The organism is Salinarimonas ramus, from assembly GCF_014645695.1.
In the GTDB taxonomy this organism is placed as follows: Bacteria; Pseudomonadota; Alphaproteobacteria; order Rhizobiales; family Beijerinckiaceae; genus Salinarimonas; species Salinarimonas ramus.
The window spans coordinates 368,309-385,674 of record NZ_BMMF01000005.1 but is presented as its reverse complement, the minus strand read 5'-3'; the positions used below and the strand labels follow the sequence as shown (position 1 = coordinate 385,674).

At 70.3% G+C, this 17,366-nt stretch carries 16 protein-coding genes; 11 read left to right on the top strand and 5 right to left on the bottom strand.

The features are described from left to right. The first annotated feature begins 35 nt into the window (after positions 1-35). The 8 genes from IEX89_RS10820 (at position 36) to IEX89_RS10785 (ending at position 8,884) form a co-directional block, all read left to right on the top strand. Positions 36-938: an ABC transporter permease gene (locus IEX89_RS10820; protein WP_188912785.1), complete on the top strand. Its 903-nt coding sequence runs from the start codon at positions 36-38 to the stop codon at positions 936-938. After that, positions 938-2,302 (top strand): cytosine deaminase, encoded by a 1,365-nt coding sequence (locus IEX89_RS10815; RefSeq protein ID WP_188912638.1) that lies wholly within the window; start codon positions 938-940, stop codon positions 2,300-2,302. The genes IEX89_RS10820 and IEX89_RS10815 overlap by 1 nt, the downstream gene beginning before the upstream one ends. 46 nt (positions 2,303-2,348) lie before the next feature. Then, on the top strand, positions 2,349-3,764 hold the full coding sequence (locus tag IEX89_RS10810) for an FAD-binding oxidoreductase (RefSeq protein WP_188912636.1): 1,416 nt from the start codon (positions 2,349-2,351) through the stop codon (positions 3,762-3,764). Between the two features lie 252 nt (positions 3,765-4,016). After that, positions 4,017-4,598, top strand: a complete 582-nt coding sequence (locus IEX89_RS10805; protein WP_188912634.1) for an NAD(P)H-dependent oxidoreductase — start codon at positions 4,017-4,019, stop codon at positions 4,596-4,598. Next, the gene (locus IEX89_RS10800) at positions 4,598-5,188 is read left to right on the top strand and encodes an NAD(P)H-dependent oxidoreductase (protein WP_188912632.1); all 591 of its coding nucleotides are present in this window, start codon (positions 4,598-4,600) and stop codon (positions 5,186-5,188) included. Before IEX89_RS10805 ends, IEX89_RS10800 begins: the two co-directional genes overlap by 1 nt. A 152-nt stretch (positions 5,189-5,340) precedes the next feature. After that, positions 5,341-7,377 (top strand): sensor histidine kinase, encoded by a 2,037-nt coding sequence (locus IEX89_RS24255; RefSeq protein ID WP_210317614.1) that lies wholly within the window; start codon positions 5,341-5,343, stop codon positions 7,375-7,377. Then, positions 7,374-7,799, top strand: a complete 426-nt coding sequence (locus IEX89_RS10790) for a response regulator (RefSeq protein WP_188912630.1) — start codon at positions 7,374-7,376, stop codon at positions 7,797-7,799. Before IEX89_RS24255 ends, IEX89_RS10790 begins: the two co-directional genes overlap by 4 nt. A gap of 5 nt (positions 7,800-7,804) precedes the next feature. Beyond that, a complete protein-coding gene (locus IEX89_RS10785; protein ID WP_188912628.1) occupies positions 7,805-8,884 on the top strand; it encodes a sensor histidine kinase in 1,080 nt (359 codons plus the stop codon). A 224-nt stretch (positions 8,885-9,108) separates the two neighbouring features. Here the strand turns inward: IEX89_RS10785 and IEX89_RS10780 are convergent, their stop codons facing one another. The 5 genes from IEX89_RS10780 to IEX89_RS10760 all read right to left on the bottom strand — a co-directional run bounded on the left by IEX89_RS10780 (position 9,109) and on the right by IEX89_RS10760 (position 12,923). After that, the gene (locus IEX89_RS10780; protein WP_188912627.1) at positions 9,109-9,543 is read right to left on the bottom strand and encodes an acyl-CoA thioesterase; all 435 of its coding nucleotides are present in this window, start codon (positions 9,541-9,543) and stop codon (positions 9,109-9,111) included. Positions 9,544-9,561: 18 nt separating this feature from the next. After that, positions 9,562-10,455, bottom strand: coding sequence for a ParB/RepB/Spo0J family partition protein (locus IEX89_RS10775; RefSeq protein ID WP_188912625.1), 894 nt, complete (start codon positions 10,453-10,455; stop codon positions 9,562-9,564). 25 nt (positions 10,456-10,480) lie between these two features. Beyond that, positions 10,481-11,341 (bottom strand): ParA family protein, encoded by an 861-nt coding sequence (locus IEX89_RS10770; RefSeq protein ID WP_188912781.1) that lies wholly within the window; start codon positions 11,339-11,341, stop codon positions 10,481-10,483. A 62-nt stretch (positions 11,342-11,403) separates the two neighbouring features. Next, positions 11,404-12,066 carry a 16S rRNA (guanine(527)-N(7))-methyltransferase RsmG gene (gene rsmG / locus IEX89_RS10765; protein ID WP_188912623.1) on the bottom strand — a complete coding sequence of 221 codons (663 nt, stop codon included), beginning with the start codon at positions 12,064-12,066 and terminating at the stop codon, positions 11,404-11,406. Positions 12,067-12,206: 140 nt separating this feature from the next. Beyond that, positions 12,207-12,923, bottom strand: a complete 717-nt coding sequence (locus IEX89_RS10760) for a YggS family pyridoxal phosphate-dependent enzyme (protein ID WP_373290572.1) — start codon at positions 12,921-12,923, stop codon at positions 12,207-12,209. 181 nt (positions 12,924-13,104) lie between these two features. Between IEX89_RS10760 and leuS the strand changes: the two genes are divergently transcribed. The 3 genes from leuS to holA are packed head-to-tail and all read left to right on the top strand — an operon-like array spanning position 13,105 to position 17,363. Next, positions 13,105-15,726 carry a leucine--tRNA ligase gene (leuS, locus tag IEX89_RS10755; RefSeq protein WP_188912621.1) on the top strand — a complete coding sequence of 874 codons (2,622 nt, stop codon included), beginning with the start codon at positions 13,105-13,107 and terminating at the stop codon, positions 15,724-15,726. Beyond that, a complete protein-coding gene (locus IEX89_RS10750) occupies positions 15,713-16,318 on the top strand; it encodes an LPS assembly lipoprotein LptE (RefSeq protein WP_188912619.1) in 606 nt (201 codons plus the stop codon). Before leuS ends, IEX89_RS10750 begins: the two co-directional genes overlap by 14 nt. Before the next feature lie 7 nt (positions 16,319-16,325). Beyond that, positions 16,326-17,363 carry a DNA polymerase III subunit delta gene (holA, locus tag IEX89_RS10745; RefSeq protein ID WP_188912617.1) on the top strand — a complete coding sequence of 346 codons (1,038 nt, stop codon included), beginning with the start codon at positions 16,326-16,328 and terminating at the stop codon, positions 17,361-17,363. Positions 17,364-17,366: the final 3 nt, after the last annotated feature.

Sequence of the window (17,366 nt, the reverse complement as noted above, 5' to 3'; positions counted from 1 at the left end):
GCGTGAGCGAGACCAGAGCCGTCGTCGGCGGCACCGTGAGCGATGCGCGGGGCGAGACCCGCGAACATACTCGGGCCGAGACCCGCGGCGCGGCCGCCCCCGCGGCGGCGCGGGATCGCTCCAAGATCCTGCGCATCGCCCTGCCGCTCGCGGTCTTCGCCCTCGTGATCGTGGGCTGGGAGCGCTACGTCGTCGCCTACGAGGTGCCGCACTACATCCTGCCCGCCCCGACCCTGATCCTGAAGACGCTGATCTCGGACTGGCCGGTGCTCGCCACCTCGCTCGTCCAGACGCTGCAGACGACCTTCCTCGGCCTCCTCCTCGCCGTCGTGGGCGGCGTGGGGCTGGCCGTGCTCCTGTCGCTGTCGCGGCTCGTCGAATACTCGCTCTATCCCTACGCGGTGGTGCTGCAGGTGACGCCCGTCGTCGCGATCTCGCCGCTGCTGCTCATCTACATGCCGCAGGAGGCCGCCGTCCTGACCTGCGCCTGGATCGTCGCCTTCTTCCCGATCCTGTCGAACACGACGCTCGGCCTCCAGTCGGTGGATCGCAACCTGCTGGAGCTGTTCGACCTCTACGGCGCCACGAAGCCGCGCTGGGCGCCGCCCTGGCTCGGGCGCTTCCTCTCGCGGGTGAAGGCGCTGTGGTACCTGCGCCGGCCCGCCGCGCTGCCCTACTTCCTCGCCGGGCTCAAGATCGCCGGCGGCCTCGCGCTCATCGGCGCCGTCGTCGCGGAGATCGCCGCGGGCTCCGCCGGCGCCGGCTCGGGCCTCGCCTATCGCATCCTGGAGAGCCAGTTCCGGCTCAACATCCCCCGCCTGTTCGCCGCCCTCGCGCTTCTCTCGGCCACGGGCGTCGTCATCTTCCTCGCGCTTTCCACCGTGTCGCATCTCCTGCTGCGGCGCTGGCACGAGAGCGCCCTCTCGGAGGAGCGCTGATGCCCGATCCGTTCGCGTCCCACGCGCCGGCGCTACCGCCCGAGATCGCCGGCGCGCGCGCCTGGCGCATCGAGAACGCGCGCTCGCCGCTCTGTCTCGTCCAGGCCTCCGGCATCGCGGGCGACGCCGACGGCTTCGCGCGCATCGACGTCGTCGTGGAGGACGGGCGCATCGCCGGCATCGGTCCCGCCGGCGGCTTCCATCTCGACGGGGACGACCTGCCGCGCGTCGATCTTAACGGGCGCATCCTGCTGCCGCGGCTCGTCGACGTGCACACCCACATCGACAAGGGCCACATCTGGCCGCGAAAGCCCAATCCCGACGGCACCTTCGCCGGTGCGCTCTCCGCGGCGGGCGAGGATCGCGAGGCGCGCTGGAGCGCCGACGACCTCGCCCGGCGCATGGACTTCTCGCTGCGCTGCGCGCTCGCCCACGGCACGGGCGCGCTGCGCACGCATCTCGATTCGTTCGGCCGGCAGACGGCGATCTCCTGGCCCGTCTTCGCCGAGATGCGCGAGACCTGGCGGGGGATCCTCACGCTGCAGGCGGCCTCGCTCTTCCCCCTCGACCTGATCCACGACGATCCCGGCGCCTTCCACGAGATCGTCTCGACGACGGCGCGCTACGAAGGCGTGCTCGGCGGCGTCACCTTCCTGGGCGAGGCGCCGGGCGAGCGCCTCGACCTCGCCCTCGACATCATGATGAAGGCGGCCGCCGCCGAGGGCCTCGACCTCGACCTGCATGTGGACGAGAGCCTCGCCCCCGAGGCGCGCACGCTCGAGCGCATCGCGGATGCCGCGATCCGCAACCGCTTCCCCGGGCGCATCCTCGCCGGCCATTGCTGCGCGCTCGCCACGATGGACGACACCGAGTTCACCCGCGTGATCGACAAGGTGGCGCAGGCGCGCATCGCCGTCGTGTCGCTGCCGATGTGCAACATGTACCTCCAGGACCGCGCGGACGGCCGCACGCCGCGCCATCGCGGGGTCGCGCCGCTGCACGAGCTCAAGGCCGCGGGCGTGCCCGTCATGGTCGCCTCGGACAACACGCGCGATCCGTTCTACGCCTACGGCGACCTCGACCCGATCGAGGTCTTCCGCGAGGCGACGCGCATCCTCCATCTCGATCACGCGGGGCGCGACTGGCTGCGCGCGATCGCGGCGACGCCCGCCGACATCATGGGTCTCGATCGTGCCGGCCGGCTGGAGGCGGGTGACGCCGCCGATTTCGTCCTCGTGCGCGCCCGCTCCATGGACGAGCTCCTGGCGCGCCCGCAATCGGATCGGCTCGTCGTCCTCGCCGGCCGCCCCCTCGACGCGCGCCCGCCCGACTATGCCGAGCTCGACGACCTGATGCACCGCTGAGAGACGACGACGCGCCCGAGACGACGAGCCCCCTACAGGAGTGACCATGAGCGCCCGCTACGACATCGACGGCCTGGTATCGCGGCTGGACGGCATCAAGACCGAGACGAACCCCGCGCTGGTCAAGCAGAAGAGCCGCGACTTCTACTGGTACTCGCCGACGCTCAAGCGCCAGCTCGACGAGGTGAGCGGGGACGTCGTCGTCTCGCCGAAGAGCCGCGACGAGGTGGTGCGCACGCTCGAGGTCGCCTTCGCCCTCGGCATCCCGGTGACGCCGCGGGGAACGGGCACGGGCAATTACGGGCAGGCCATGCCGCTCTCGGGCGGCATCGTGCTCGACCTCTCGCTCTTCAACGCGGTCACCGAGATCCATCACGGGCGCGTCGTGGCCGAGCCCGGCGCCGTCGTCGCGGCCATGGACAAGACGACCCGCGCCGATTCGCGCCAGGAGATCCGGCTCCATCCCTCGACCTACCACACCGCCTCCATCGGCGGCTTCATCGCCGGCGGCTCCGGCGGCGTCGGCTCGATCCGCTGGGGCGGGCTGCGGGACGCGGGCAACATCATCTCGCTCGAGGTGGTGACGATGGAGGCGAGCCCGCGGGTCCTGACCCTCACGGGCGACGACCTGCACAAGGTCTCGCACGCCTACGGCACCAACGGCATCATCACCAAGGTCGAGATGCCGCTCACCCCCGCCTATGCCTGGGTCGACGTCATCCACGGCTTCGACACGCTGCGCGAGGCGACCGAGTTCGCCAATTCCGCGGGCGAGCAGGACGGGCTCCTCCTCAAGGAGCTCGCCGTCGTGGCGGCACCCGTGCCGCACGACCATTTCAAGCGCCATCGCAAGTACCTGCCGCGCGAGAAGCATCTGGTGCTCGCCATGGTCGCGGATTTCGCGCTCACGCCCTACCTCGCCTTCGCCGCACGGCATCGCGGCTCGGAGCTGCTCTTCCGCAACGACACGCTCGCTCCGGAGGACGCCAAGGGCTTGCCGCCGGTCTTCGAGCTCGCCTGGAACCACACGACCCTGCGCGCGCTGCGCGACGATCCCACGATCACCTATCTCCAGGTCCTCTACCCGTTCCCGAACCAGGTCGAGCTCGTGACGAGGATCCACGAGCGCTTCGGCGACGAGCTGCCGGCACACCTCGAGTTCGTGAAGTTCGACGGCAAGGTCACCTGCTTCGGCCTGCCGCTCGTGCGCTTCACGAGCGAGGAGCGGCTCGACGAGATCATGGCGATCCACGAGGAGATGGGCGCGCCGATCTTCAATCCCCACCGCTACACGCTGGAAGAGGGCGGCATGAAGCAGACCGACGAGGTCCAGCTCGCCTTCAAGCGCGAGGCGGACCCGCAGGGGCTGCTCAACCCCGGCAAGATGATCGCCTGGGAGGACCCGAGCTACGACTACCGCTCCGGCAAGACCTTCCTCTTCCGCGGCTTGGCGGAGGCGTGAGGATGATCGCGACGCAGAGCGCTGCGCGCCCCTCTCTCCTTCCCGGTAGGGGAAGGTGGATCGCCGCGAAGCGGCGAGACGGATGGGGCGCGGCGCGCAGCGACGCGTTCCGCGCAGCGGAAGCCTTGGTTTGCGGCATCGAACCGTCTTTTCGGCTGCGCCGAACGCGCGTCCCGCGCGCCCCATCCGTCACCGCGCTACGCGCGGCGCCACCTTCCCCTACAGGGAAGGAGAAGGGCGGGAGCGCCTGACATGCGCATCCTCGTTCTCTACGCGCATCCGGACCCGGAGAGCTACGTCGCGGCCCTCCATCGCACCGTCGTCGCAACGCTCACCGCCGCGGGTCACGAGGTCGACGATTGCGACCTCTACGCGGAGGGTTTCGACCCGGTGCTCTCGCTCGCGGAGCGGCGGGGCTATCACGAGACGCCGACGAACCGCATGCCGGTCGAGGACTACGTGCGGCGGCTCGAGGCCGCGGACGGGCTCGTTCTCGTCAACCCGGTCTGGAACTTCGGCTTCCCCGCGATCCTCAAGGGCTTCCTCGACCGGGTCTTCCTGCCGGGCGTCAGCTTCGTCATCGCCGACGGCAAGGTCGCGCCGGCCTTGCGCAACATCCGCCTGCTCATGTCGGTGACGACCTACGGCGCCTCGCGCTGGCGGGCCTTCCTCATGGGCGATCCGCCGCGGCGCTGCGTCATGCGCATGCTGCGCGTGCTCGCGGCGCCCGGCGCGAAGGCGGCCTATCTCGCCCATTACGACATGAACAACGCCACGCCCGAGAGCCGCAAGGCCTTCCTCGACCGGGTCCAGGCGACGCTCGCGGGGGTCTGATGCGCGTTCTCCTCGTCTATTGCCATCCGGTGCCGGAGAGCTTCAACGCGGCGGTGCGCGACCGCGCCGTCGGCGCTCTGGAAGCGGCGGGGCATTCGGTCGATCTCCTCGACCTCTACGCCGAGGGCTTCGACCCCGTCCTCTCGGCGGACGAACGGCGCGCCTATCACGAGCCGGGCGTCAACGAGGCGCCGGTCGCCGCCCACCTCGCGCGGCTGAAGGCCTGCGAGGCGCTGATCTTCGTCTACCCGACCTGGTGGTACGGACCGCCGGCCATGCTCAAGGGCTGGGTCGAGCGGGTGTTCGTGCCCCACGCCACCTTCGGCATGCCGGAGAAAGGCAAGCCGATCTCCCGCCTGCTCACGAACATCCGCGTCCTCGGCGCGATCTCGACGCTGGGCGCGCCGCGCTGGTGGTGGTGGTTCATGGGCATGCCCGGACGGCGCATGCTGCTCACCGGGCTGGGCGTCCTCTTCGCGCCGCGCTGCGAGACCTTCTGGATGGGCCTCCACGAGATGGACTCGGCGAGCCGGGAGGAGCGCGAACGCTATCTCGACCGGGTGAGCGCGCGTTTGAAGCGGCTGCGCTGACGCGGGACCGGGCTCATCGCCGGCCACTTTTCACGTGAAAACATCGTCGCACGCTTGGAACCGCAGGCGGGCTTCGGCGTTGTCTCTGGCCCGTCGCGCGTCCTGCGCCGACCGGGCTGCGAACCCGACCGGTAGCGATCGAGACGAGACGGATGAACGACATCAACGCCGCGCGGCGTCACGACGCCCGCGAGGCGAAGAGCCGGGGGCTTCTCGCGCGCTTGCCGCGCCTGTCCGGGCGCAATCTCCTCGCACCCGCCGCCGTCTTCGTCATCGGCCTCGCGAGCACGATGCTCGCCGGCTTCGCCTACGACCGCATCGCCGCCGAGCGGGACGAGCAGCGCTTCCAGTCGCTCGTCGCCCAGCGGGTCATCTCCATCGACGAGCGCATGCGTCTGTATGTCGGGCTCCTGCGCGGCGTCGCGGCGCATTTCGCGGCCGAGGGCACCGGCGACCGCGCCGATTTCGCGGCGCTCATTCGGCGCATGCGCATCGAGGACGAGTATCCCGGCGTCCAGGGCGTCGGCTTCACGGCGGTCGTCGAGCCCGGCGAGGAGGCGGCGCTGGAAGCTTCCCTCCGCGCACAGGGCGTCGAGGGCTTCGCCGTCTGGCCGAGCGCCGACGAGACCGATCCGCAGCGCGATCTGCGCACGGCGATCGTCTACCTCCAGCCGGAGGACGCGCGGAACCTCCAGGCCATCGGCTTCGACATGGCCTCCGAGGAGTCCCGACGCGCCGCCATGGCGCGCGCCCGCGACCGCGGCCGCTCCACGGCGTCGGGCCGCGTCACGCTCATCCAGGAGATGGAACAGGACGTCCAGCCGGGCTTCCTCATCTACCTGCCGGTCTTCGCCGGCGGCGCCATTCCCGAGACGATCGAGGCGCGCCGCGCCCTCCTGGAGGGCTTCGTCTACGCCCCCTTCCGCGCCCGCAACCTCTTCGACCGTGCGCTGTCGCAGGGGCTCGGCACCGAGCTCGACTTCGCGGTCTACGACGGCTCGTCCACGTCTCCCGACGCGCTTCTCTACCGCACCGGCGAGACCTTCGACCGCGGGCGCCTCGGCTTTCGTGCCGTCGAGGAGATCGTCATCGCCGACCAGCCCTGGACGGTGGTGCTCGAGACGACCCCCGTCTTCGAGGGCGCCTCGCCGCGCGTGTTCACGCCCTTCATCTTCCTCGCGGGCCTCCTCGCGACGGGACTGCTGACGGCGGCGAGCGTGCGCCAGGCGCGCGCGGTCGATCTCGCCGAGAAGGCGCAGGTCGATCTCGAGGAGCTGAACCAGACGCTGGAGCATCGCGTCGAGCGGCGCACGGCGCAGCTCGAGCGCGCCCGCGCGCGGCTGGCCGAGCTCAACGTCAACCTCGAACGCGCCGTGCAGTCGCGCACCGCGGAACTGTCGGCGGCGAACGAGGAGATTCAGCGCTTCGCCTACATCGTCAGCCACGATCTGCGCGCGCCGCTCGTCAACGTGATGGGCTTCACCGCGGAGCTCGACGCGGTGCGCCTGGACGTCGAAGCCTTCCTCGCGGACGTCGCGGAGAAGGCGCCGGAGATCGCGAGCGACGACGCGCGGCGCGCCATCGAGACGGATCTGCCGGAGGCGCTCGGCTTCATTCGCGCCTCGACGCAGAAGATGGACAGGCTGATCAACGCGATCCTCAAGCTGTCCCGCGAGGGTCGGCGCGTGCTCGTGCCCGAGACCGTCGATCTCGGCCAGCTCGTCGGCAACCTGCGCGACAGCCTCGCACACCAGCTGGTGGAGCGCGACACCGAGCTCGAGATCGGCCCCCTGCCGACGATCTCCTCCGATCGGCTCGCTCTGGAACAGATCTTCGGCAATCTGGTCGAGAACGCGGTGAAGTATCTCGACAAGTCGCGTCCCGGGCGCGTGCGCGTCCACGCGACGGATGCCGGGCCCCTCGTGGAGATCGCCGTCGCGGACAACGGGCGCGGAATCTCGGAGAACGATTTCGAGCGTATCTTCGACCTCTTCCGCCGTGCCGGTCGTCAGGACGTGCCGGGCGAGGGGATCGGCCTCGCCCATACCCGCGCCCTCGTGCGCCGCCTCGGCGGCACGATCGAGGTCGCCTCCAAGGCGGGAGAGGGCTCGACTTTCACCGTCACACTGCCGAAAGTGCTGGAGGACGCGGCCGAGCGTCCCGCGCACGAGAAAGAGGAAGCGGCATGAGTGCCCAGCCGGTCACCATCATCATGGTCGAGGACGACGAGGGCCATGCGCGCCTCATCGAGAAGAACGTCCGGCGCGCGGGGGTGAACAACGAGATCGTCCATTTCGTCGACGGAACCTCGGCGCTCGCGCACCTGATGCAGGAGCACGTGCGCGCCAACGGGCCGCTCCTCGTGCTCCTCGACCTCAACCTGCCCGACATGAGCGGCATCGACATCCTCGCTCAGCTCAAGGCCGACGAGCGTCTGCGGCGCGCACCGGTGATCGTGCTGACGACCACCGACGACCAACGCGAGATCCAGCGCTGCTACGATCTCGGGTGCAACGTGTACATCACCAAGCCCGTGGAGTACGAAACCTTCGCCCAGGCCATCCGCCAGCTGGGCCTCTTCCTTTCCGTGATGCAGGTGCCCGAGGCCTGACGACCGTGCCCTACAAGCTCGAAGGCGTCCGCCTTCTCTACATCGACGACGATTCCGCCTTCGGCCGCTTGGTCGAGCGCACGCTCTCACGCAAGGGCGTCGCGGTGACCGTCGCGCTGGGCGGGGAAGCCGGTGTCGCCGCGCTGGCGACCGGGCGCTTCGACGTGGTCGCGCTCGATCATTTCATGCCCGGCAAGGAGGGGCTCGAGGTCCTCGCCGAGATCCGCGCCGTCGACGACCCGCCGCCGGTCCTCTACGTCACCGGCGCCGACGAGGGGCGCATCGCGGTCGCGGCGCTGAAGGCCGGGGCCGCGGACTACATCGTCAAGGACGTCGGCGGTGCCTTCTTCGACCTGCTCGTCGCCGCCATCGGTCAGGCGCTCAGCCAGGAGGCCGTGCGCCGCGCCAAGGAGGCGGCCGAGCGCGAGGTGCGCGAGCAGCGCGACCGCGCCGAGATGCTCCTGCGCGAGGTGAACCACCGGGTGGCGAACTCGCTGCAGCTCGTCTCCTCCCTCGTCTCCATGCAGAAGTCGCTGGTGACCGATCCGGGCGCGCGCTCCGTGCTGGTGGAGACGCAGTCGCGGATCACCGCCATCGCGCAGATCCACCGCCGGCTCTACACGTCGCCGGACATCCGCGCCGTGTCCATGGACGCCTATCTGCGCGGGCTGATCGAGGAGCTGGGCGCCGCGCTCCAGGCGCAGGGCGAGCATCACGTGCTCAAGGTCACCGCCGACGGCGTGCCGATGCCCACGGACAAGGCCGTGTCGCTCGGCGTCATCGTCGCCGAGCTCGTCACCAATGCGGTGAAATACGCCTATCCCGCCGGTGCCGGCGGCGAGGTCCGCGTTCTCCTCGCCCGCGAAGGTACGGGCATCGCCCGGCTCGTGGTGGAGGACGACGGCGCCGGCTGGCGCGGTGAGGAGCCGCCCACCGGCAGCGGCCTCGGCACCCGCATCATCAAGTCCATGGCACACGCGCTGCAGTCGCGCCTCGAGTTCGACCCCACGCACCGCGGCACCCGCGTCATGCTCCGCTTCGCCCACGACGACGCCGAGCCGGAGCCCGCACTCCAGGTGGGGTGAAATCCCGCAGACCGCTCTCGCCCCCACCCGTCTCGCTGCGCTCGCCGACCGCCCCGTGGGGCGGTATCGGGTCGGTGCCCGTCATCGACGTCGATGCAGAGCGCGATATCGATACATCCCCTACGGGGCCCCGGAGGGGACCCCGCAGGGGAAGTGGGCCGCGAAGCGGACCGGTGGGGGCGAGCGGAAGGGCGCCGCGAGATGGCTGCCGGTCAGGCGACGGTCTACTTCGCCAGATGCTCCAGCGCGCTGCGCATCTCGTCCGGGATCGCCACCGGACGCCCATTTTCACGTGAAACGAAAACGTGGGTGAAGCGCCCCGCTGCCGCGGCGCAGGGCGCGCCCGCCTTGAAGATCCCCACTGCGTAGGTCACGGACGACGTGCCCAGCCGCTCCACCGCGATCCCCGCCTCTAGCGCATCCGGAAACGCGACGCTCTCGAAATACGAGCAAGCCGTCTCCACCACGAGCCCGATCACCGGGCTCGTCGCGATATCGAGCAGTCCTTCATCGACGTACCAGCCGTTCACGGCCGTGTCGAAATAGCTGTAATAGACGACGTTGTTCACGTGACCGTAGACGTCGTTGTCCATCCAGCGCGTCTGGATCGGGCGGTAGATCGCGAAGGCGTCGCGGTTCGGGCGCTGTGCCTTCGCCATGATGCCCTCGCCCGCCGATCAGCGCCCGCCGCGCAGGGCGCGGCAGAGCATGTCGAGCTGCTCCAGGCTGGCGTAGCGGATACGCACCTCTCCGTTGGGCGCACTGGGCTTCGCGGCGATGCTCACTTCGAGGCCGAGCGTCTCCGTGAGCGCCTGCTCCAGCGCTCGCGTATCCGCGTCCTTCTCCGAGCGGGGACGGCCGCCACGGGCACCGGAGCCGGGTACCGCCTCCTCCTCGCGGGCGAGGCGCTCGACGTCACGGACGTTGAGCCCGCGCTCGACGATCCGCTCGGCCGCGGCTTCGGGGTCCTTCACGGCCAGCAGGGCGCGGGCATGCCCCGCGCTGATCAGGCCGGACGAGAGCTTGTCCTGGACGCTCTGCGGCAGCTTCATCAGCCGCAGCGTGTTCGCCACGTGGGAGCGGCTCTTGCCGATGACCTGCGCGAGCTCGGTCTGCGAGTAGCCGAAATCGGCGATGAGCTTGTCGTAGCCCGCCGCCTCTTCCAGCGCGTTGAGGTCGGTGCGCTGAACGTTCTCGACGATGGCGTATTCCAGCGCCAACCGGTCGTCCGCCTCGACGACGACGATCGGGACCTCGTGCAGGCCGGCGCGCTGCGCCGCCCGCCAGCGCCGCTCGCCGGCGATGATCTCGAAGGCGTCCTCCAGCCCGCGCAGGGAACGCACGACGATGGGCTGGATGATCCCACGCTCGCGGATGGACTGCGCGAGATCTTCCAGGTCGCTCTCGGCGAAGGTCTTGCGCGGGTTGCGGGGGTTCGGCCGCAGGAACTCGATGGGTACGCGCCGTTGGCCGCGGCCGCGATCGACCACCGCCTCGTCGTCGTCCCCCATGTCGCCGATGAGCGCGGCGAGGCCGCGTCCGAGGCGAAGGCGCTGTCCCTCTTCCGCCATTCTCGTCTCTCCCCCGGACCTTGCCTCAGGCCGCCTTGAGCGTGCGTTCGCGCTGGATGATCTCGGACGCGAGCCTCAGATAGGCCTGGCTGCCCGAGCATTTGAGATCGTAGAGGAGGACCGGCTTGCCGTAGGACGGCGCCTCCGAGACCCGTACGTTGCGCGGGATCATGGTCTCGTAGACCTTGCCGCCCATGAAGGAGCGCACGTCCGCCACGACCTGGTTCGACAAATTGTTGCGCGGGTCGAACATGGTGAGCACCACGCCCTGGATCGACAGGCGCGGGTTCAGGTTGTCCCGCACCTGGTCGACGGTCTTCAGGAGCTGGCTCAGGCCCTCCAACGCGAAGAACTCGCATTGCAGCGGCACGAGCACCGAATCGGAAGCCGCCAGCGCGTTGATCGTCAGGAGATTCAGCGAAGGCGGGCAGTCGATCAGCACGTAGGTGAAGGGCTCGGCCCGCAGCGCGTCGCCCAGCGCCAGCCCGTCGATGGCGAGCTTCAGGCGATGGGCGCGGTTGCGCGCGGAGGCGATCTCGAGCTCGACGCCGAGCAGATCGAGGGTCGAGGGCGCGAGATGCAGGCGCGGCACCGCCGTGTCGCGGATGGCCGAGCGCAGCTCCGCCTCGCCGGTGAGCACGTGGTAGGTCGAGACCCGGCGCTGCTTGCGCTCGATGCCGAGCCCGGTCGATGCGTTACCCTGCGGATCGAGGTCGACGACGAGGACCTTCTCGCCGATGGCGGCGAGCGCCGTGCCGAGATTGATCGCCGTCGTGGTCTTGCCGACGCCGCCCTTCTGGTTGGCCAGCGCGATGACGCGGGGGCGGCCGTGCGGCCGGCGCGTCTCGCGGTAGGGGGCAGGATTCGAACGCTCCGCCTCGGCCATCGCGGGGGCCTCGGCCTCCAGCATATCGACGGCCGGGTCGTCGCCCGAAAGCGTTTCGATGGTCATGGTCGGTCCATCCTGGACGTGTCGTCCCGGGTGAGCTGGCGAATGCGCAGGATACGGGCGCGCGAATCGGTCCGGCTCGGGATCTCCTCGATGTCGACTGTCCGGGATTTCACCTGTGGGGTCAATTCACTGTCGACACCCGCACCCTTGGGAAACAGGGCCATGGCACCGGTTTTCAACAGCTCGTCGGTCCAGTCGAGCAGCGTCTCCAGCGGGGCGAGCGCGCGGGCGGAGACCACCTGGACGTCGCCGGCGAAGCTCCCGACGACGTCCTCGATGCGCGTGTCGTGGACGCGCGCCGGGGCGCCCGTCAGCCGCGCGACATGGCGGAGGAAGGCGCATTTGCGGGCGTTGGATTCGACGAGATCCATGTGGAAGCCGGGGCGGCTCTTCAGCGCGATCGCGACGACGAGCCCGGGGAAGCCGGCGCCGGAGCCGAGATCGGCCCAGCGCGTGGCGTCCGGCGGCGCGAAGTCGACGAGCTGCAGAGAATCGGCCACGTGACGTGTCCAGACGTTGTCGAGCGTCCCCGGCCCGACGAGGTTCTTCGCCGGCTGCCAGCGGCGCAGCTCGGCGACGAGCGTCTCCAGCCCGGAGCGCGTTTCACGTGAAACGGAGTAGGGCGCGAGAGCGGCGTCGCGTGATTCGGGTATCGGCATGACGCCTATGTGCCGCGGAGGCGCCCGCAGGTAAAGGGATCGAGCTCATGCCGATCGCCGACCCGCCACCTCCCCGAAGGGGCGGTCGACGAGCGGAGCGAAGCGGGTGGGGGCGAGAGCCGACGACCCTGTCCCTTCGCTCAGCCCCGCATGCCGAAGATCGCGCTGCCCACCCTCACCATCGTCGCGCCCATCTGGATCGCCGCGGCGAAGTCTGCGCTCATTCCCATGGAGAGCTCGCTGAGACCGTTGCGGCGGGCGATCTCGGCCAGGAGCGCGAAATGCGGGGAGGGCGGGTCCTCCGCGGGCGGGATGCACATCAGGCCCGCGATGGCGAGGCCGTGCTCCTCCCGGCAAGCAGCGATGAAGGCGTCGGCCTCTCCCGGCACGACGCCGCCCTTCTGCGGCTCCTCGCCGGTATTCACCTGCACGTAGAGCGTCGGCACGCGCGCGCCCTCCTCGCGCGCGCGAGCGATCTCCTTGGCCAACGCCTTGGCGAGGGAGGGGCGGTCGAGGCTCTGGATCGCGTCGAACAGCGCCACCGCCTCGCGTGCCTTGTTGGACTGGAGCGGCCCGATCAGGTGGACGCGGGCATCGGGATAGGCGGCGCGCAGGCCGGGCCACTTCCCCTTCGTCTCCTGCACGTAGTTCTCGCCGAAGACGCGGTGCCCCGCGGCGAGGACGGGCTCGATGGCGGGCGCATCGTAGGTCTTCGAGACGGCGACCAGCGTGACGTCATCGGGGTCGCGGCCGGCGTCGCGGGCCGCGCGGGCGATGGCCGCCTCGACCCGGTGCAGCCGGGCGACGCTCTCGGCCCCCATCTCGTCGCGCGCCTTCGCGAACGCGTCCGCATCCATCGCCATTCCCATCCCTCCCGCGCGCCCGGACCCGTTGACCGGCGGGCGCATTCGTGCCCAATTGCCCCGGCACCGCCGTGCGCCCTGCGTCGACGGTTCGCGGCAGCGCGCGCCGTCGCGGCCGCGTCGTGAACCGGCATCTTGCCACATCTCCCACAGGACACGCCAGATCGACCCCGCGATGAAGGCCGAGCGCTACAATCCCAAGGATTCCGAGCCCAAGTGGCAGGCGGAATGGGCGAAAGCCGAGACGTTCCGTACCCGCAACGACGATCCTCGGCCCCGCTACTACGTGCTGGAGATGTTCCCCTATCCGTCGGGGCGCATCCATATGGGGCACGTGCGCAATTACGCGATGGGCGACGTCGTCGCGCGCTACAAGCGCGCCAAGGGCTTCAACGTCCTCCACCCGATGGGCTGGGACGCGTTCGGCATGCCCGCCGAGAACGCGGCCATGGAGAACAAGGTCCACCCCAAGGAATGGACCTACAAGAACATCGCCACCATGCGCGGGCAGCTCCAGTCCATGGGGCTGTCGCTCGACTGGTCGCGGGAGATCGCCACCTGCGATCCCGCCTATTACAAGCATCAGCAGGCCATGTTCCTCGACTTCCTCGAGGCGGGCCTCGTCGACCGCAAGACGGCGAAGGTGAACTGGGACCCCGTCGACCAGACCGTGCTCGCCAACGAGCAGGTGATCGACGGGCGCGGCTGGCGCTCGGGCGCCCTCGTCGAGCAGCGCGAGCTCACCCAGTGGTTTCTCAAGATCACCGACTATTCCGAGGACCTGCTGCAGGCGCTCGACGGGCTCGAGCGCTGGCCGGACAAGGTCCGGCTGATGCAGCGCAACTGGATCGGCCGCTCCGAGGGCCTGATGGTGCGCTTCGGCCTCGACGCCGCGACGGCGCCGGAGGGTGCGTCCGAGCTCGAGATCTTCACGACGCGGCCGGACACGCTGTTCGGCGCGAAGTTCATGGCGCTCGCCCCCGACCATCCGCTGGCCAAGGCCGCGGCCGCGCGCGATCCCGCGCTCGCCGCCTTCGCGGAGGAGTGCCGGCGCATGGGCACCTCGGCGGAGGCGATCGAGACCGCCGAGAAGATGGGCTACGACACGGGCATCCGCGCGGTGCATCCGTTCGACCCGTCCTGGACGCTTCCCGTCTACGTCGCGAACTTCATCCTGATGGAGTACGGCACCGGCGCGATCTTCGGCTGCCCGGGTCACGATCAGCGCGACCTCGACTTCGCTCGCAAGTACGATCTCGGCGCCACCGCCGTCGTCTGCCCGCCCGACGCGGACGCGGCGTCGTTCGCCATCGAGGACGAGGCCTATGTGGGCGAGGGGCGGATCGTCAATTCGCGCTTCCTCGACGGCCTGACCATCGCCGAGGCCAAGGAGGAGGTCGCCCGCCGGCTCGAGGGCGAGACGCTCGCCGGCCGTCCCGTGGCGACGCGCAAGGTGAACTTCCGCCTGCGCGACTGGGGCATCTCGCGCCAGCGCTATTGGGGCTGCCCGATCCCGGTGATCCATTGCGAGGCCTGCGGCGTCGTGCCCGCCGCCCGTGACACCCTGCCGGTGACGCTGCCGGAGGACATCACCTTCGACAAGCCGGGCAACCCGCTCGACCGGCATCCGACCTGGCGCGACGTGTCCTGTCCGAAATGCGGCGGGGCGGCGAAGCGCGAGACGGACACGATGGACACGTTCGTCGATTCGTCCTGGTACTTTGCCCGCTTCACCGATCCGCATCTCGCGGACCGGCCGACGGACCCGAAGGAGGCCGACGGCTGGCTGCCGGTGGACCAGTATATCGGCGGCATCGAGCATGCGATCCTGCACCTGCTCTATTCGCGCTTCTTCACCCGCGCCATGCGCAAGTGCGGGCATCTGAACCTGGACGAGCCGTTCCGCGGCCTCTTCACCCAGGGCATGGTGGTGCACGAGACCTACAAGGACGCGGCCGGGCGCTGGGTCATGCCCGTCGATGTGCGCATCGAGACGGTCGAGGGCGAGCGCCGGGCGTTCCACGTGAAAACGGACGAGCCCGTCACGATCGGCTCCATCGAGAAGATGTCGAAGTCGAAGAAGAACGTCATCGACCCGGAGCACATCCTCGAGAGCTTCGGGGCGGATGCCGCGCGTTGGTTCGTGCTCTCCGATTCGCCGCCGGAGCGCGACGTGATCTGGACGGAGGAGGGCGCGCAGGGCGCCTATCGCTTCGTCCAGCGCGTCTGGCGCCTCGTCAACGAGACGCCTCTGGGACCAGCGGACGGTGCCCGTCCCGAGACGATCGGGGACGACGCGCTCGCTTTGCGCAAGGCGACGCACCGTACGCTCGCCGCCGTCGAGGAGGCGATCGAGGGGCTGCGCTTCAACGTCGCCGTCGCCAAGATCTACGAGCTCGCGAACGCCGTCTCCGGCGCCGCACCCAAGGACGGCACGGCACCGACCGGCGATCTCGGCTTCGCGCTGCGCGAGGCGCTGGGCGCCCTCGTCCAGCTCGTCGCGCCGATGATGCCGCACCTCGCCGAGGAGAGCTGGCGCGTGCTCGGCCGCGAGGGCTTCGTCGCCGATGCGGCGTGGCCGGCGGTCGAGGCCGATCTCCTCGTCGAGGACACGATCGTCATGCCGGTGCAGGTCAACGGCAAGAAGCGCGCCGACATCGCCGTCCCGCGGGACGCCGACAATGCGGCGATCGAGGCGCTCGCGCTCGCGCACGAGAACGTGCAGCGCGCCATGGAGGGCCGGCCCGTGCGCAAGATCATCGTCGTGCCGCAGAGGATCGTGAATGTCGTCGCCTGATCCGCGCGCCCGCAGGGCGCCGACCCGTCGCGCGGTCCTCTCGGGGCTCGCCTGCCTCGCGGCCCTGCCGCTCGCAGGCTGCCTGACGCCGCTCTACGGAACCGCCGCGTCTAACGTGGCGCTGGAGCAGCAGCTGCGCGCGATCGTGGTCGAGCCCGTCGCCGTCGCCGCCGGCGAGGAGGAGGTGCTCGGCCATTACCTTCGCCAGGAGCTCGTCTTCGCGCTCGACGGGACCGGCTCCGCCACGACGGCGGGCCCGAAGGCCTACCGGCTCTCCGTGCGCGCCAACGCCACGGTCTCGACGCCCATCGTCGATTCCGTGACGCTGCGCGCGAGCGTCGCCAGCCTCACGAGCTCGGCGACCTACACGCTCGCCACCATGGACGGCAGCGTCGTCGATGCCGGCACGGTGACCGGCGTCGTCACCTACGAGCGCACGGTGCAGCGCTTCGCCTCCGTCCGCGCTGGACGCGACGCGCGCATCCGCGTGGCCAAGCGGCTGGCCGAGGAGATGCGCACGCGTATCGCCATCGCCCTGCGCACGGCACCCGCGACGGCCGCGGCGAGCCTCTCCCCTCGCCCCGCCTCCTGATCGCGCCATGGTCGCGGTCAAGCCCGCAGAGGCCGACGCCGCGCTCGCGCGGATCGATCCGCGGGTCGCGCTCGTGCTCGTCTACGGCCCCGATACGGGCCTCGTCGCCGAACGCGCCAAGCGCGCAGCCCGAGCGGCGGTGGAGGACCCCGAGGACCCGTTCCAGTTCGTGAAGCTCGACGGCGACGGCGTCGCCGCCGATCCCGGCAAGCTCGCCGACGAGGCCGGCACCGTCGCCATGTTCGGCGGGCGGCGCGCCGTCTGGGTGCGGCCGACGTCGAAGAACCTCGTTCCCGCCGTGGAAGCCGTGCTCTCCCTGCCGGGATCGGACGCCCTCGTCGTGATCGAGGCGGGCGACCTCGCGAAGTCGGCGCCGCTGCGCACTCTGTGCGAGAAGGCACCGCGCGCGCTGGCCATCCCCTGTTACGCCGACGAGGGGCGAAATCTCTCCCAGGTCGTCGACGAGGTCCTGCGCGAAGCGGGCCTCGCCATCGATCGCGACACGCGCACGCTGCTCGTCGAGAGCCTCGGCGGCGACCGGCTCGCCACGCGCTCGGAGCTCGACAAGCTCGTCCTCTATTGCCACGGGCAGACCAATGTGACGCAAGCCGATCTCGAGGCGGTGCTCAGCGACGTCTCGGGGCTCCAGGCGACGGCCGTCACGGACGCCGCCTTCGCAGGCTCCGTGCGTGAGGCGGACGAGGCGTTGCGGCGCCTGCGCCAGGAGGGGACGAGCGTCACCGGCATCCTCACGCCGCTCCTGGGACACGCCACGACGCTGCTTCCGCTGACCCTCGACGTCGCGTCGGGAAGCCCACCGGCAGTGGCGGTGGAAGCCTGGCGCGGGCTGCACTTCAAGCGCAAGCCGCTCGTCACGAAGCATCTCGGCCTGTGGACACCCGACCTGCTGCGCCGGCTCGTCGGGCGCATCCAGGAAACCGTGCTCGCGACACGCCGGGCCGCGGATCTCGCCGATGAGCTCACCGAGAAGCTCGTCGTCGACATCGCGCGCATGGCCGCCGCTCGCGCGAGCCGCCGGGGCTGATCC